Raw genomic sequence first — 18,426 nt, 5'->3', positions numbered from 1 at the left:
ATTCCATATCAAAATCTTCACGGATAACGTTAACATTCGGGATGGCATAACAATGAACTTGCTCTGGTTTAGGTTGAATTTTTCATTTCAATAATGTAGTAGCTGCCATTTTCTGTGGAAAAATTCAAGTTGTAGATATTTGTAATAGATAATCCAGACTGTTTTGCCATAAATTCAAATTCTGATTGATACCTTCTCCGGCCTAACAAAATGGTATCTATGTATAAATCAAATGACACTGCATCATTGGGTCCTTTAATTATATCTATAACATATAAAACGGAATCCGCCCGCATTGCTTTATGGCAATTTTTTAGAATATCAATAGCTTGATTATCTGGCCAATCATCCAAAACATTTTTTATGCTGTAAGCATCATATCCTGATGGAATAGCAGAAAAGAAATTGCCATTAATGAAAGTAACCCCTTCTGATTCTAGCCTGGTAAAATCATATTGATCGAAGACGTGACATTGGACATGTGGATAATTCATTTTTATCTTTTTTGAAAAAAGAGCCTACCCCACCCCCAATGTCAATAAATGAGGAAATACCATTTAGAGGGATATGTTCAATAATATGTTTATCCATCTCATTGGCCATTTTCGCCAAAAAATTATCAAAAATCGTTTTGATAGTTTTATTATGTTCATGACTGAGATAATCAAAAAATGGCTCATGATGGGTAAGTTCAAAAGCAGATTTTTCATTTGTTTTACTTAAGGACGTACTGTATTGTGACCAAGCACTCCAAAAGGCAGGATCTAATTCGAACTTTATATAAATAAGTTTTCATAATAGTGATACACCCATTTTTCTCATTCCCGGTTGTTGCCCTGATGAAAATGCGTTAATAAACGCTTCAACGCATTTCAAGAGTTGCCACATATACTGACAACAATGATTCCGTGTGACGGTTTCATGCAATGATTGCCATAGGCGTTCAATCTTATTTATCCATGGCGAATAGACCGGTAAAAACAACAAATTAAATTTAGGATTTTGTTTTAGCCATGCCCTGACTTTCCGGCTTTTATGAATGCCATAGTTATCTAAAATCAACGTGATGTTTTTTGCATGGCGATATTGGCCATTCAGTTCCTTTAACATGTTGATAAATAAATCAGAATTTTTCTTTATACCGCTGACATAAGTCACTTGGCCTGTTTGGGCGTCAAGGCAGCCCGCGAGGTAGTGTTTTTGATTTTTTCCCGGCGTCATGACCCGTTTTTGTTGCCCTTTCAGACACCAGTCCGCCCCGATTTTTGGGTTAAGGTCAATATCGACTTCATCTTCGTAAAAAACAGGATGTGGTTCTGACACGTTGGATAAAGCTTCAGTGATTTTTGCCATTTTTTCGTCATACTCAGGATCAGGCTTTTTTACGGTAGGTGCTGCCCTTCGCCAGACAATACCGACCTGACAGAAATAACGATAGAACGTACTTTGCGAAAGCGACAAACAGAATAATTCATTGATTATTCGAGTAATCAGCTCAATGCTCCAACGTGAACGCAGACAGCCAAAATCCTGTGGGGAGTGCTGTAATAAGAACGACAGCAAACTAAAAAGTGGTGCTAAATTCCAGATAGCAGGTCTTCCTGACGGTAAACTTTTTAATCCTTCCAGCCCATATAATGTAAACCAATTTATCCAACGATTAACCGAAGAACGTGAACAATGAAGGGTTCTGGAGATGGCAGAAACGGTCTTGCCTTCATGTAACATTAAGAGTGCCATGAGTCGGCGTGCATAATCTTTATCCCGGGTTTTATGAATAAATTTTTTCATCTGACGTCGTTCACTTCGGGGTATGGGTGCTATGATTGGCATTACTCAGTCCATTTTGGGATTTTTTTGATTTGGCGATTAATCAGATCGCAAAAACCGGGCTGAGTTCCCTTCAAGTGATCTACTATTTTGAAAGCTTATTTATAACGTTTCAAAGCTGTTTGGATCACTGAGTGATGCCCATTGTTCAGTAAGGTAAAATTTATCCTCTTTTTTTGTTAACACATTGAGTGTTTGCATATAATCCAATAGTCTATGGAATCTATCTTGATAAACATTGCATAACTGAGAAATTTGTTCCACTGTTTTGCCATCTTGGGTACTTAAATATAATGGTGCGTTGCTGTCTACAAAAGCAAATAGTGCATTTGATTTACGATAGGCAGTCACTATTTCCAATGACATTATTATTCTCCTGATTCAGATTTTTAAATAGATTGATTTGCCTAATTTTGAAATCTGTTAGGTTTAAATAAACGTATTCATTTTTATTTCTTCTGGTTAATGGACATACCCTAAAACCTCAAGCTAACTTGAGGTCAAGTCATATTTATCTAATATTTATCTAATTACATCTAATATTTTTTACCTTAATTCTATTTGGGAAAAAATGTCCGGCCATTATAAACATCTTTAACCGGACAATATCTTCGTCAATAATCGCTTGCTATTCCTGCAATATCACTGACATTACACCGCCTCCGCTTCACAATTCATTGCCAACGCCATACTTAAGGTTTTAGCCAGAATGGTTTTATTTTCACTATCCTCCATCAGGCTAAAGTGGTCACCCGGTACAGATGTTAGCTGGAGCGAAGAATCAGGCACGACCTGCTTCCAGCCTAATGATGGTTCCATACTCAAGGAAGGTAATGTGGCTTCTGTCACGAAAGGGATCCGCGGATAAGATTCTGTCGCATAGAACTGGTGGAGCGTTATCGTCAACGCTTGTGGTTCATATTCTTTGACCATTTGTACATAATTTCCCATCTGTTCCCAACGTCTTGCGATTAAGTCAGGACTCAGGTTTGCCGGGTATAGTTCCAGTTCTTGCGCTGCGGCAATAAATTGCACCAAATTCAGTTTATCGATTCTCTGATGCAATACCGCAATCTCCTCTTTATGCTCCCTACCCGACTGTTTTGCCAGTTCAGCAAGAAACTGAAGTTTTGGTTGAATGACCTGCTGCTTGAAGCAGTGAGGAGCAGGCGTATCAATCAAACCCAGGAAATCGACGGTCTCACCGGCGTCCAAAAGTTGCTGAGCAATGGCATAAGCCAGTACACCACCAGAAGAGTAACCGTAGATCCGGTATCGGCCTTCCGGTTGAACCGCCTTCATAAAGGTGATCATTTTGGCGGCCAATGCTTCAATAGTCGATACCTGCTCTTCATTGATGGATGGCCAGGGCAATGCATAAATCGGATAGTCTGACTGAATATGTTGAGCTAATCCAAACACATAGGAGTAGTCATCCATGCCGCTGGGCACAAAGAATAGCGGCGGTTCCATTCCGAATGGCCGCACAGGTATCGCACTGCTTTGCGGCTGAGACAGTGGATCTAATGTGATTTTTGATACCAGTTCAGCCAGTACAGGGAATTGGAATAGGTTATTCAATGTACACATCAAACCACGACCTGCGGCAAGGTTTATCATTCGCATAGCGAGCAGTGAGTGTCCACCCAACGCAAAGAAATTGTCATACCGGCCTATTTGCTCAACCTCCAGCAATTCACGCCAGATAGCCGCCAATGTGATCTCAACCTCCCCCTGCGGCGCTTCATAGGCTTGATGAGCAAAGGCATTCTGATCAGGCTCCGGCAGTGCCCGGCGATCCAGCTTACCGTTAGGGGTCAGCGGAAATGCGTTCAGACGTACAAAAGCCGCCGGTATCATGTAGTCAGGCAACAGTGCTCTCAGATGGTTATACAAACAGCTAACCAATCCCTCATCCGCTGGTGCCACCACATAAGCCACCAGACGTTTATCCTGTCCATCACCCAGAGCCAGTACGATAGCTTCACGCACCGCCGGATACTCCGTCAGCCGGGCTTCAATCTCACCCGGTTCAATACGGAATCCCCGGATTTTAACTTGCTGGTCGTTACGGCCAACAAATATCAGGTTCCCATCCGGTAAATAACGGGCTAAATCCCCGGTTCGGTACATCCGTGTATTCGGTATCTGACTAAACGGGTCAGCCAGGAAACGTTCAGCGGTCAGATCAGGACGATTGAGATAGCCGCGCGCTACACCGTCACCACTAATATACAATTCCCCTACCGCCCCCAACGGAACCGGCTGGCCACAGGCATCCAGCAGATAAACACTGGTGTTGGCCGTCGGACGTCCGATAGGCGTTAATGCATCAATATAATCTGCCGGACAACGCCAGGTGGTGGCACATACTGTGATTTCTGTCGGGCCATAAGCATTGAACAGCGTGGCCCGGCCACGCAGTGCCTGGAGCAGCGCCGCACTGGGAGCTTCTCCGCCCAGTATCAAGGTTGGTCTTATGTTTATCTCCGGTAAATCCGCACCATCCCGCAACAGAGCAGGTGTCAGGCAGGCATGAGTCACTGCCTGTTCTTCCAGATAATGCCAGAGGTGGCGCGGATCCTGACGAACAGCATCGTCAGGAATAACCAGGCTGGCGCCACCACATAATGCCATCATGATTTCCCAGACGCTGGCATCGAAACCAAATGAAGCGAATTGCAACATCCGGCTATGGGAATGAATACCAAACTGGCTGATTTTATCCCGGATAAGGTTAACCAACCCACGATGTTCAACCATCACCCCTTTCGGCATACCGGTCGAGCCGGAAGTATAAATCACGTAGGCCAGATGCCGTGAAGTTAACGCTGGAACCTGCGGGTTGTTGTCCGGCTGATCAAGCAGGAAATTCGGGTCAAGTACGGTTAATTTCGCCAGTGCTTCTTCACCCAGTGCGGCACGCCCGGTATTATCCGCCAGTACCACCAACGGGGCGGCATCATTCAGCATATAAGCCAGACGATCACCCGGATAGGCGGGATCCAGTGGTACGTAGGCGCCACCCGCTTTCAGTACTGCCAATAGCCCCGCTATCCTTGATGATGAACGCTCCACACAAATCGCCACCCGTTGATCAGGCTGCACACCCAGTTCAATTAATTGATGAGCCAGCCGGTTAGCACAACCGTTCAGCTCCGCATAACTGAAAGCTTGCTCTTCATAGATCAACGCCGTGGCGTCAGGATTTTTCGCCACTTGTTGTTCAAACAGTTGATGAATGCACAGTTGGTCAGGATACGCTGTTTCAGTTGCGTTCCAGGTTTTCAGCTGCAAATCTCTCTCTGTCTCAGGCAGGATTTCCAGCATCCGCACCGGCATTTCCGGGGTCTGTTCAAGTGCTTCCACCAAACTTTCCAGCGCCTGTTGCATATAACCACATACCCGCTCCGGTTCAAATGGCTGGACAATTTGCGCGGTTAAACCCAGTGCTTCACCAAAATCTTCCACGGACAGCGTAAACGGATAGTTGGTCCGCTCCTGTGCGCCAAGGAATTCAACACCATCCATGATTTCATTCGAAGCCGTCGGTAATGCGTTGTGCCGATAGTTCAGCAAGGTACTGAACAGTGGTGTTCCGCCTCGCACCCCACTGCAACGTTGAGCCAGCGCCAGTGATGCATGTTCATGTGTCAACAATCCCGCCAGCCAGCGATGTGCCACCTGTACACTGTCCTGTACCGGGGTATTATCCATATCCAGCCGTAGCGGTAAGGTATTGATAAACAGTCCCATGCCATTGTCTGCACCTTCACCGGCTGCCATACGTCCGAACAATACCGTGCCGAATACCACTTGTTCCTGTCCGCTGGTACGCGACAACACCTGCGCCCAGGCCAGATGACACAAGGCGGCCAAGCTAACGCCCAGACGCCGGGCCTGGCGGCGTAAGCGGTCATTCAGCTCTGCGGTCAACATCCGGTGCGATTCTGTAATTTGCGAGCCATCATGATGAACCTCTGTCAATCCGAACGGCAACGTAGGCTCATCCACCTCAGCCAACATGTCGGTAAAGAAGCGAACATGTTGCTCCTGACTTCCCCCCAGCCGGGCCTGCGCCACCAGATTGCGGAAAGGTGTTGGCGCAGGCAGATTGTTTTCCTGTCCATCAAGATAGGCCTGAACTTCATTGCTCATCACATCTAACGCGGTATGATCACCAATCAGATGATGCATCAGTTGGAGTACAATCCAGCGGCCATCGGTATCCGGTGCCACAACAAAGCGCAGCAACGGCGCCTGTCCCAAATCAATACGATACCGGCGCGGATCAAAATGTTGAGCTAACTGGTCACTGACTGGCCCGTTAGCTGGATCCAGTGTTAATTCTGTCACTGACAATCGCACTTGACGGCAAACCACCTGAGCAGGAACAGATAATCCTTCCCAGATAAAAGCGGTACGCAGGATATCATGGCGATCAATTACCTGTTGAACCGCTGCCAGATAACGGTCCAACAGAGGCCGATCCGCAAAAGCCATCTGACCAGCCAGTAAATACGGGTCACCTTCGTTTGCCAATAGATGGTGGAACAGAATGCCGTCCTGTAGCGGTGACAGGGCATAGATATCCTGAATATTGGTAATCCCGCCCGGTATTTGTTCAACGATGTGATCAATCTCAGACTGAGTGAGATCGATTAACGGTAACATTTCCGGTGTTAACTCCGTCGTTGCCAGTGTAATAACGTTGGCAGGCACGCCTTCGCCCTGATTCAGTTTCAAAGTTTGAGCAAGTTCAGACAGTACAGGAGATTGGAACAGGTCACGTACTGCCAGCGTTAAACCCAGGTTACGCAAACGTTCGACCATGCGTACCGCGAGCAATGAATGACCACCCAATGCAAAGAAACTGTCATACCGGCTTATCTGCTCAACGCCCAGTAGGTCATGCCAAATAGCGGCGAGTGTGGTTTCCGTTTCCCCTTGTGGCGCCGCGTAAATCTGACGCGCAAAAGCTTCCTTCCCCGGCACCGGTAGCGCCCGGCGATCCAGTTTACCGTTAGGGGTCAGCGGGAAGGCGTCCAGACATACAAAGGCCGCCGGTAACATGTAATCAGGCAATGACGCGCTCAGATGTTCACGCAGACGGTTAACCAGTCCCTTATCCGCTTCTGCCACCACATAGGCAACCAGACGCTTGTCTTGCCCATCACCCAGTGCCAATACCTGCGCTTCACGTACCGCGGAATGTTCTGTCAACCGAACTTCAATTTCCCCCGGTTCAATGCGGAAACCACGGATTTTAATCTGCTGGTCATTACGACCAACAAAAACCAGATTGCCGTCCGGCAGGTAGCGAACCAAATCTCCGGTGCGATACATTCTCGCATCAATTGCATCACTAAACGGGTCAGCCAGAAAACGTTCGTCAGTCAGTTCAGGACGATTGAGATAGCCACGGGCAACACCGACACCACCAATATACAACTCCCCCACTGCCCCCAATGGCACCGGCTGACTGAGTGCATCCAGCAGATAAATACAGGTATTAGATGTCGGACGTCCAATAGGAATGAATCCCCCCTGATAGTCTGATGGACAACACCAGGTGGTGGCACAAACGGTTATTTCTGTCGGGCCATAAGCATTGAATACCGTTGCCCGGTCACGCAGTGCCTGGAGCAAAGCCACACCAGGAGCCTCACCGCCCAGTATTAATGTTGGTCTGATGGTCATCGCCGGTAAATCCGCACCATCCCGCAGCAGAGCAGGTGTCAGGCAGGCATGAGTCACTGCCTGTTCTTCCAGATAATGCCAGAGGCGGCGCGGATCCTGACGAACAGCATCGTCAGGAATAACCAGGCTGGCGCCACTGCCTAATGCCATCATAATTTCCCAGACACTGGCATCGAAACCAAATGAAGCAAATTGCAACATCCGGCTATGGGAGTGAATGGCAAACTGGCTGATTTTATCCCGGATAAGGTTGACCAGCCCGCGGTGTTCAACCATCACCCCTTTCGGCGTCCCCGTCGAGCCGGAAGTATAAATCACATAGGCCAGATGACGGGAGGTCAATGCAGCGACTTGTGGGTTGTTGTCCGGCTGATCAGGCAGGGTATTCGGGTCAAATACGGTTAATTTCGCCAGTGCTTCTTCACCCAGTGCGGCACGCCCGGTATTATCTGCCAACAAAATAGCCGGTGCAGCATCGGTCAAAATATGAATCAGACGTTCACCCGGATAAGCGGGATCCAGCGGTACGTAGGCACCACCCGCTTTCAATATTGCCAACAGCCCCACTATCCGCGCTGGTGAACTTGCCACGCAAATCGCCACCGGTTGATCCGGCGCGACACCTAGCGCAATAAGCTGATGCGCCAGCCGGTTAGTGCGGAGATTCAATTCCGCATAGCTAATGGATTGGTTTTCATATACCAACGCTGTGGCGTCCGGGGCATTCTCTGCCTGTTGTTCAAACAGTTGATGAATACACAGTTGGTCAGGATACGCTGTTTCGGTCGCATTCCAGGTTTTCAGCAACAATGTGCGCTCCGTTTCCGGCAGGATTTCCAACATCTGTACCGGCGTTTCCGGTGCCTGCTCAAGCGCCTCTGCCAGGCTCTCCAGAGCCTGCTGCATATAACCGCATATTCTTTTTGGATCAAATGGCTGTACTACCTGGGCAGTCAGCCCCAAATCGGAACCCCCATCTTCTACCGACAACACAAACGGATAGTTGGTCCGCTCCTGTGCGCCAAGGAATTCAATTCCGCTGATGATTTCATCCGGCGTGACCGGCTGTGTATTATGTCGGTAATTCAACAACGCATTGAACAGTGGTGTCCCACTGGCTACCCCACTGCAACGTTGAGCCAGTGCCAGTGATGCATGTTCATGTGCTAATAACCCCGCCAATCGGGTATGGGCGGCCTGTACACTCTCCCGTACCGGGGTTTCATCCATATCCAACCGTAACGGCAGGGTATTAATAAACAGTCCCATGCCATTGTCGGTGCCTTCACCAGCCTGCATACGTCCAAACAGCACCGTGCCAAACACCACTTGCTTCTGGCCACTGGTACGCGACAACACCTGCGCCCAGGCCAAATGACACAGCGACGCCACACTGACGCCCAAAAGCCGGGCCTGATTACGCAGACGGTTATTCAGTGCAGGCGTCAGCATTCTGTGTGATTCCGTCACCTGCGAGCCGTCATGATGTACTTCCGTCAATCCGAACGGCAGCGTCGGCTCATCCACCGCCGCCAGCATATCGGTAAAGAAACGGGTATGCTCCGGCTGACTGGTGCCCAACCGGGACTGCGCTACCAGATAACGGAAAGGTGTCGAAACCGGCAAGCTGTCTCCCCGTCCGGTAAGATACGCTTGTACTTCGCTGTTCATCACTTCCAGCGTGGTATGGTCGCCAATCAGGTGATGCAACAGTTGGAGTACAATCCAGCGGCCATCAGTATCCTGAGCCATGACAAAGCGCAACAACGGAGCCTGACTCAGGTCAATACGATGCTGTCGCGGATCAAAGCGTTGAGCCAGTTGGTCACTGATTGATCCGTCAGCCGGATTGAGTGTCAATTCTGTGATAAATAAGGGAACCTGACGGCAAACTACCTGAGCCGGAGCTGATAATCCCTCCCAGATAAAAGCGGTACGCAGAATATCATGACGATCGACCACCTGTTGAACCGCGGCCAGATAACGGTCCAGCAAAGGCCGATCCGCAAAAGCCTGTTGGGTTATCAGAAGATAAGGATCGCCTTCGTTTGCCAGCAAATGGTGGAATAAAATGCCATCCTGTAGCGGTGACAGGGCATAGATATCCTGAATGTTGGCAATCCCGCCCGGAATTTGTTCAACGATGTGGTCAATCTCAGGCTGAGTCAGATCAATTAACGGTAACATTTCTGGCGTCAGCGTAATAATATCCGGTGTAATGCAGTTGTCAGGCACCCTGATTTCACAATGTTGAGCCAGAGACTGGGCCAAGACACTGAGTACCGGATGCTCAAATAGCGTTTGGATCGATACGCCCAGTCCCATACGACGCAAACGTTCAATCATTCGCACAGCAAGCAGCGAATGACCACCCAACGCAAAGAAACTATCGTGCCGGCTAATCTGTTCAACCTCCAGCAATTCACTCCAGATAGTGGCGAGCGCGCGTTCAATTTCCCCTTGCGGCGCTTCGTAAACCTGGCGGGCAAAGGCATGTTGATCAGGCTCCGGCAACGCCCGGCGATCCAATTTACCGTTCGGAGTCAACGGAAAGGTATCCAGACGCACAAAAGCTGCCGGTATCATATAGTCAGACAAAATATTACTCAGATGTTCACGCAGACTGGCGGCCAGTCCGTTATCCGCTTCTGCCACTACATTATTTGCTACCACATAGGCAACTAAACGCTTATCCTGACCGTCACCCAGTGCCAGTACCAACGCTTCACTCACCGCCGGATGTTCGGTCAGGTGCGCTTCGATTTCCCCCGGCTCAATACGGAAACCACGGATTTTAACCTGCTGATCATTACGACCGACAAACACCAGATTGCCATCCGGCAGGTAACGGGCTAAGTCCCCGGTACGATACATCCGGGCATCAGCGTCATCACTAAACGGATCTGTCAGGAAACGTTCGGCAGTGAGTTCAGGACGATTGAGATAGCCACGGGCCACACCCACACCACCAATATATAACTCACCTACTGCGCCCAGCGGCACTGGCTGACTGTGTTTGTCCAACAGATAGATACGTTTGTTAACGGTCGGTCTACCGATGGGAATTAATCCCCCCGTATAGTCTGACGGGCAATTCCAGGTGGTGGCGCAAACGGTGATTTCCGTCGGGCCATAAGCGTTGAACAAATCCGCCCGGCCACACAATGTCTGAAACAAGGCGGTAGCCGGCGCTTCTCCTGCGAAAATTAATCTAGGTTTTATGGCTATCTCTGGCAAACCAGCGCTATCTTGGAGTATGGCGGGTGTCAAACAAGCGTGCGTCACCGATTGCTCTTCCAGATAATGCCAAAGACGGCGCGGATCTTGCCGGATTGTTTCCGTTGGAATAACCAGCATAGCCCCGCTGCTCAACGCCCCCATGATTTCCCAGACGCTGGCATCGAAGCCAAATGAGGCAAACTGCAACATCCGGCTGGTTACACCAACATCAAACTGGGCAATCTGTTCCAGCGTCAGGTTAACCACACTCTGATGTTCAATCATCACTCCCTTCGGTTTGCCCGTGGAGCCGGAAGTGTAGATCACATAAGCCAGATGCCGTGAGGTGAGATCAGGGACCTGCGGGTTACTGTCCGGTTGATCTGGCAGGGTATTTGGATCGAGTACAGTTAGCGTTTTCAGTGTTTCTTCACCTAATGCCGCCCGCCCAATATTATCTGCCAGCAAAATAGTTGGCTCAGCATCAGTGAGCAGATAAGCCAGACGTTCACCCGGATAAGCAGGGTCCAGCGGCACATAGGCCCCGCCCGCTTTCAACACCGCCAGCAATCCCACTATTCTCTCCAGTGATCGCGTCACACAAATGGCTACCGGCTGGTCTGGTATTACACCTAATGCAATCAGTTGATGCGCTAATCGGTTGGCGCGGGCATTCAATTCAGCATAGCTGAGCGTCTGGTTTTCATACCTTACTGCTATGGCGTCTGGGGAATTTTCTGCCTGTTGTTCAAACAGTTGATGAATACACAGTTGGTCAGGATACGGCGCTACGGTCGCATTCCAGGTTTCCAGCAATAATGTCCGCTCAGTGGATGACAAAATATCCACGGTTGTGACTGATTGTTGAGGACGGTTCACCATTGCCCGCAATAGGCGCTGTAAATAGCCGACCTGTCTTGCAATCGTTTCAGGGTCGAACAGGGCAGAAGAATAATTCAGTTCCCCAACAACCTCACCCGCCTTCTCCGTCAATTCCAGTTGCAGATCGAATTTAGCAATATCGTATCCCTGTACTGCTGGCGTCACCGCTAATCCCGGCAGTTGCCACTCTTCTGTGTCACTCTCCTGCCAGGCAAACATCACCTGGAATAACGGGGTATGTTCCGGTCTGCGGGGCGGTTGTACGATCTCAACCACCTGCTCGAAAGGCAGATCCTGATGCTCTTGCGCGCCCAGTATCGTCTGCCGCACACGCTGGAGCAGTGTGACCATATCCGGTGTACCGGACAAATCAACGCGCAATGCCAGAGTATTGACAAAGAATCCGATCAACGGCTCGATCTCCCGCCGATTGCGATTGGCGCTCGGTATGCCGATTACCAGATCATCCTGCCCGGACAAACGCGACAATAATGCCGCCCAGGCGGTCAGCAAAGTCATAAATAATGTGGTGCCGTGTTGCTGTCCCAACTGTTTCAGGGCCTGTACCAACGTGGCATCAATCTGCACAGGTATCCGGCCACCGGTAAATGATTGCCGGGATGGACGGGGCCGATCTGTTGGCAATTCCAGCAATACCGGGGCATCGGCCAGCGTGCGGCGCCAGTAATCACTCTGCGCCCGCAACCCTTCACCAGAGAATACTTTACGCTGCCAGGCAGCATAATCAGGATATTGAATAACCAGCGAGGGTAATGGATCAGGCTGTTCATTCAAGTAAGCCGAATAAAGGGCGCTCAGCTCTGATTTCAATATCCCTAAAGACCAACCATCAGACACAATATGATGCTGAGTCAGCAAGAAGACGTAATCCTCATCAGTCCGTTGTATCAGTGCGCAACGGATTAAGGGACCACGGGCAAGATCAAACGGTGTTTCTGCTTCCTGTACACACAGAAGCTTAAGTTGTTCATCCACTTCAGGTGTATTACGCAGATCGTATTGTTTTACTTGCAGACCAAACTCCGCCGGCAACAGTTCAACCTGAGGCTGACCATCAGCCATGATAAAGACGGAACGCAACGCTTCATGGCGGGCAAACAGACGATTCAGCGCCTGCTGCCAGGCGGTAATATTAAGCTGACCATGCAAGTGCAGTGCCAGCGGAATATGATAGGTATCACTGACACCATCAAACTGTGCCAGGAACCACAAACGCTGTTGAGCGAATGACAGCGGTAAAGCACTATCACGGGGTACAGGAATAATCTCAGACAATCTATCCCTTCCCTCATTGCGCTTGGCGCTGATCTTCTCCGCAAAGGCCGCGAGTGACGGTGACGTAAATAAGGCAACCAGTGGCAGTTTGACGCCGAAAGCGGCGATACGATTCATGATCCGTACCGCCAACAGTGAATGACCACCCAACGCAAAGAAGTTGTCATACCGGCTGATCTGTTCAATGCCTAATAATTCACTCCAGATAGCCGCCAATGCAGTTTCTGTCTTCCCTTGTGGCGCTGTATAAACCTGACAGGCAAAGGCATTCTGCTCCGGCATCGGCAACGCCCGCCGATCCAGTTTGCCGTTTGGCGTCAGCGGGAAAGCATCCAGACGCACAAAAGCTGCCGGCACCATATAATCAGGCAAAATAGCACTCAGATGTTCACGCAAACGGGCTGCCAATCCGTTATCTTCTTTCGCCACAACATAGGCGATCAGACGTTTATCCTGCCCGTCATCTGACGCTAACACCCACGCCTCGCGCACCGCAGGATATTCTGTCAACCGCGTTTCGATTTCACCCGGTTCAATCCGGAATCCACGGATTTTAATCTGCTGGTCATTACGGCCAACAAACACCAGATTGCCATCCGGCAAATAACGGGCCAAATCTCCGGTGCGATACATTCTCGCATCAATGGCATCATTAAACGGATCAGCCAGGAAACGTTCGTCAGTCAGGTCAGGGAGATTAAGATAGCCACGTGTCACACCGGCACCACCAATATACAGCTCCCCCACTGCCCCCAATGGCACTGGCTGACCGTAGTCATCCAGCAGATAAACCCGGGTATTCGCCGTCGGACGCCCAATAGGCACCAACTCATCGGTATAGTTTGACGGACAACGCCAGTGGGTGGCACATACGGTAATTTCTGTCGGGCCATAGGCATTGAACAGCGTGGTCTGACGGCTCAATGTCTGGAGTAACGCCGGGCCGGGCGCTTCACCGCCCAGTATCACGGTCGGCTTTATTGCCAGCGCCGGTAAATCCGCGCCATCCCGTAGCAGAGCCGGAGTCAAACATGCGTGCGTCACCGCCTGCTCTTCCAGATAATGCCAGAGGCGGTGTGGATCCTGACGAACCGTGTCGGCCGGAATAGCCAAACTGGCTCCACCGGTCAGCGCCATCATGGTTTCCCAGACGCTGGCATCGAAACCAAATGAAGCAAATTGCAACATCTGGCTATGGGAATGAATATCAAACTGGACAATTTTATCCCGGATAAGATTGACCAGCCCACGATGCTCAACCATCACCCCTTTGGGTACGCCGGTAGAGCCGGAGGTGTAAATCACATAGGCCAGATGACGGGAAGTCAGCGTCGGTATCTGCGGGTTGCTGTCCGGTTGATCAGGCAAGGTATTCGGATCAAGCAGAGTCAGCCCGACAAGCATCTCCTCACTCAACGCTGCCCGTCCGGTCTCATCAGCCAATATTATTGAGGGAGCAGCATTATTCAGAATATGCGTCAGACGTTTTCCCGGATAAGCCGGGTCCAGCGGCACGTAAGCACCACCGGCTTTCAGCACCGCTAACAATCCCACTACCCGCGCCGGTGAGCTTACCATGCAGATCGCTACCCGCTGATCCGGCGCGATTCCCAGTGCAATCAGTTGATGGGCCAGCCGGTTGGCATCGGCATTTAATTCGGCATAGCTGAGGGTCTGTCCTTCATACAATAGTGCTGTAGCGTCAGGCGTTTTCTCTACCTGCTGTTCAATCAACTGATGAATGCATAACTGCTCAGGATACGGTGTTTCAGTTGCGTTCCAGGTTTCCAGCAATAATTTACGTTCCGTTTCAGGCAAAATGTTCAGGGCCCGTACCGGTGTTTCCGGTGCCCGCTCCAGTGCTTCTGCCAGACTTGCCAGCGCCTGTTGCATATAACCACATACCCGCTCCGGTTCAAACGGTTGTACTACCTGCGCAGTCAGCCCCAGAGTAGCACCCCCGTCCTCTACCGACAGCACAAACGGATAGTTGGTCCGTTCCTGTTCACCCAGGAATTCGATACCCGGTACAACCTCATGTGGGATCAGCGGTTGCTCATTATGCCGATAGTTCAACAGGGCACTAAACAGTGGCATGCCGCCTGCTACCCCGCTACAACGCTGAGCCAGCGCCAGTGAAGCATGTTCATAATCCAACAATTCGGCCAGCCGGGACTGTGCCAGCCGTACACTGTCGTGCACCGGGGTGTCATTCATATCCAGCCGCAGCGGTAAGGTATTGATAAACAGCCCCATGCCGCTGTCAGCTCCTTCCCCTGCCGCCATGCGCCCGAACAGCACCGTGCCAAACACCACTTTATTCTGACCGCTGATCCGTGACAGTACCTGCGCCCAGGCCAGATGACACAAGGTTGCCACACTGACGCCCAGACGTTTTGCCTGCTGACGAAGGCGGTCGTTTAACTCCGGCGATAACATCCGGTGCGATTGTGTGACCTGCGAACCGTCACGATGCACTTCGGTCAGACCAAACGGCAACGTCGGTTCTTCCACGTCAGCCAGCATGTCGGTAAAGAAGCGGGTATGTTCTGCCTGATTGACATTCAACCTGGCCTGCGCCACCAGATTGCGGAAAGGCACCGGTATCGGCAAGTTGTCAGCCTGTCCGGCAAGGCAGAGCTGCACTTCGCGGTGCATCACTTCCATTGTCGTGTGGTCGCCAATCAGGTGATGCTGCAATTGCAGCACATACCAGCGGCCATCGGTTTCCTGCGCCACCACAAAGCGCAACAATGGGGCCTGACTCAGATCAAAACGATAGTGACGTGGGTCAAAACGGTGAGCCAATTGCTCACCCACTGACCCGTCAGCCGGGTCCAGAGTCAGTTCAGTGACTGATAAAGGCACTTGACGCCAGACCACCTGCGCCGGTGCAGATAATCCCTGCCAGATAAATGCAGTCCGCAGGATGTCATGGCGATCAACCACCTGTTGTACTGCTGCCAGATAACGATCCAGCAGCACCCGGTTAGCAAAAATCATCGGATAGGCCAGCAGATAGGGGTCACCTTCCTTCGCCAGCAGATGATGGAACAAGATGCCGTCCTGCAACGGTGACAGAGCATAGATATCCTGAATATTGGTAATCCCGCCCGGCACCTGTTCAACAATGTGATCAATCTCAGACTGGGTCAGATCAATCAGCGGCAACATTGCCGGCGTCAGCGCGGTGATAGCTGGCGTAATAACATTCGGCGGTATCACTACAGTCTGATGTTGCACTAATGTCTGGGCCAGTTCTGACAGCACCGGGCACTGAAACAGGTTACGGGCGGCCAGTGTCAATCCCAGATTGCGCAGGCGTTCAATCAGCCGTACACCAAGCAAAGAATGACCGCCCAACGCAAAGAAACTGTCATGTCGGCTGATACGCTCAATACCCAGTAATTCGCGCCAAAGGGTCGCCAGAACAATCTCCATCTCTCCTAGCGGCGCTTCATAAACCTGACGGGCGAAGGCATCCTCCCCCGGAGCTGGCAACGCCCGGCGATCTAATTTCCCATTCGGCGTCAGTGGGAATTCATCCAGACGCACAAAGGCTACCGGCACCATATAATCCGGCAACCGCGCACTCAGGTGTTCACGCAGGCGGGCGGCCAATCCCTCATTCTCTTGGGTCAGCACATAGGCAACCAGTTGTTTGTCCTGTCCCTCCCCTAACGCCAGCACCACCGCTTCACGTATCGCCGGATATTCCACCAGCCTGGCTTCAATTTCCCCCGGTTCAATGCGGAAGCCACGGATTTTCACTTGCTGATCATTACGCCCCAGGAATTCCAGATTACCGTCCGGCAGATAGCGGGCCAAATCTCCGGTTCGGTACATACGCGCATTCGGTTTATCGCTAAATGGATCTGTGAGAAAGCGTTCAGCGGTCAGTTCAGGGCGATTGAGATAACCGCAGGCCACTCCATCACCCCCGATATAAATCTCACCGGTCATCCCCAATGGCACCGGCTGACTATCAGTATCCAGCAAATAAATCCGGGTGTTGGCAATGGGTCGACCAATAGGAATAGAAGTCGTACCCGATGTTACCGCGTGAATGAGGTAGGTCGCGGTAAACGTGGTTCCCTCACTCGGACCGTAGGCATTTAATAACTTTTGTGGCGGATTCTTACGTAGCACTTGAGCAATGACATGCGGATCGAGGACATCTCCCCCGACCAGCAATATTTTAAGTTGAGGCTGCACCGGGGATAGCTCCTCCGCCAGCCGGTTAAAAAGCCCGACACTCATCCACAGGACCGTGATACGATGCGCTTGTAATGTCTGGATAAAATCCCGCGGCGTCAGTAACGTGGTATGATCAATAACCACCAGCGCAGCACCGTTGAGCAACGGTGCCCAAACTTCAAAGGTGCTGGCATCGAAAGCCGGATTAGCGGCGAAAGCTATCCGGTCATTGGGTTCGATGTCAGCATAGCCATTATTGATAACCAACCGGACGACAGCCCGGTGAGGCACAATGACCCCTTTAGGTATACCAGTAGAACCGGAGGTGTACATGATATACGCTGGCCCGGTACTGGCACCCAATAAATCAAGATTGCGGTGCTCTTCCTCACGGATCGGTTCTGTCTTGCTGGTAAGAAGAAGCCGTGGGACAACTAATGCAGCCGGGATTTCCGACTGCATATCCGTCAGCAGTAATTTGGCGGCACAATCGTTTATCAGCCAATTTTTCCGTTCATCCGGTATGTTGGGATCGACAGGGACATAAACCGCACCAGCCTTAAGGATGGCTAACTGAGCCACCACCAGTTCGATTGAGCGTTCTAACAGGATCGCTACATGGTCACCCAGGCAAATCCCCTGTTCAATCAGTTGACAAGCCAGCCAGTTGGCCCGGGCGTTCAGTTCCGCATAGCTCAGGGTTTGATCCCCGGCGATTAACGCTGCGGCAGCCGGAGTTTTCTCTACTTGTTGTTCAAACAATTGATGAATACATACATGGTCAGGATATGGGGTTTCTGTGGCGTTCCAGGTTTCCAGCAACAGGATACGTTCAGCCTCAGATAACCCATTAAACTTTCCCGCAAATATGTCATCACTCACCTTTTCTGACGACACATTCACTAACCCCGCTTCAAGGGTATTTTCCTTGCTGGTAATACTGTCTTTCATCTATTTACTACCTCAACGAATATATTGGATATTTGAAAATTGTTATTCCCAGAAACCATTACAAATGTTTTTCTTTTATTTTTAGGAGGAATAACAACGGGCACGCCAAGCATCGGAAGATACTCAGGCAATACTTTCTCTCAGGTGCTGGATGTCATGGTCTGGTTAATAACTGCACAACCCCAAATTATGTGACAATAATTTTCCAGACAGAAGAATAAATGGTTAATTTGATGAACAGGGAGAGGGTATTCCATTTTTTTCCTTTTTTTAGATAAGCGTCCTTGGTCTGCCGCGATTTTTGATTAATAGACGCTGAATTCCACAACTAAATAAAAATGGATCTATTGA

General features: G+C 50.2%; 5 protein-coding genes. All 5 read right to left on the bottom strand.

Annotated elements, in window-relative coordinates; translation table 11 throughout:
* Positions 1–68: 68 nt before the first annotated feature.
* Positions 69–500, bottom strand: coding sequence for a methyltransferase (locus tag BDD26_RS20565; protein WP_342353483.1), 432 nt, complete (start codon positions 498–500; stop codon positions 69–71).
* Positions 451–780, bottom strand: a complete 330-nt coding sequence (locus BDD26_RS20865; RefSeq protein ID WP_425330445.1) for a methyltransferase — start codon at positions 778–780, stop codon at positions 451–453. The genes BDD26_RS20565 and BDD26_RS20865 overlap by 50 nt, the downstream gene beginning before the upstream one ends.
* A 12-nt stretch (positions 781–792) precedes the next feature.
* On the bottom strand, positions 793–1,833 hold the full coding sequence (locus BDD26_RS15050; RefSeq protein ID WP_115825370.1) for an IS630 family transposase: 1,041 nt from the start codon (positions 1,831–1,833) through the stop codon (positions 793–795).
* A gap of 99 nt (positions 1,834–1,932) precedes the next feature.
* Positions 1,933–2,196, bottom strand: coding sequence for a hypothetical protein (locus BDD26_RS15045; protein ID WP_115826990.1), 264 nt, complete (start codon positions 2,194–2,196; stop codon positions 1,933–1,935).
* 285 nt (positions 2,197–2,481) lie between these two features.
* Positions 2,482–18,075 (bottom strand): non-ribosomal peptide synthetase, encoded by a 15,594-nt coding sequence (locus BDD26_RS15040; protein WP_115826989.1) that lies wholly within the window; start codon positions 18,073–18,075, stop codon positions 2,482–2,484.
* Between the last annotated feature and the right edge of the window lie 351 nt (positions 18,076–18,426).

Source organism: Xenorhabdus cabanillasii (assembly GCF_003386665.1).
GTDB lineage: Bacteria > Pseudomonadota > Gammaproteobacteria > Enterobacterales > Enterobacteriaceae > Xenorhabdus > Xenorhabdus cabanillasii.
This window is presented reverse-complemented; position numbering and strand designations above follow the sequence as displayed.

Coding starts and splice junctions, on each gene's coding strand:
- BDD26_RS15050 (WP_115825370.1), bottom strand. CDS start 1,833: ATGCCAATCATAGCACCCATACCCCGAAGTGAACGACGTCAGATGAAA.
- BDD26_RS15040 (WP_115826989.1), bottom strand. CDS start 18,075: ATGAAAGACAGTATTACCAGCAAGGAAAATACCCTTGAAGCGGGGTTA.
- BDD26_RS15045 (WP_115826990.1), bottom strand. CDS start 2,196: ATGTCATTGGAAATAGTGACTGCCTATCGTAAATCAAATGCACTATTT.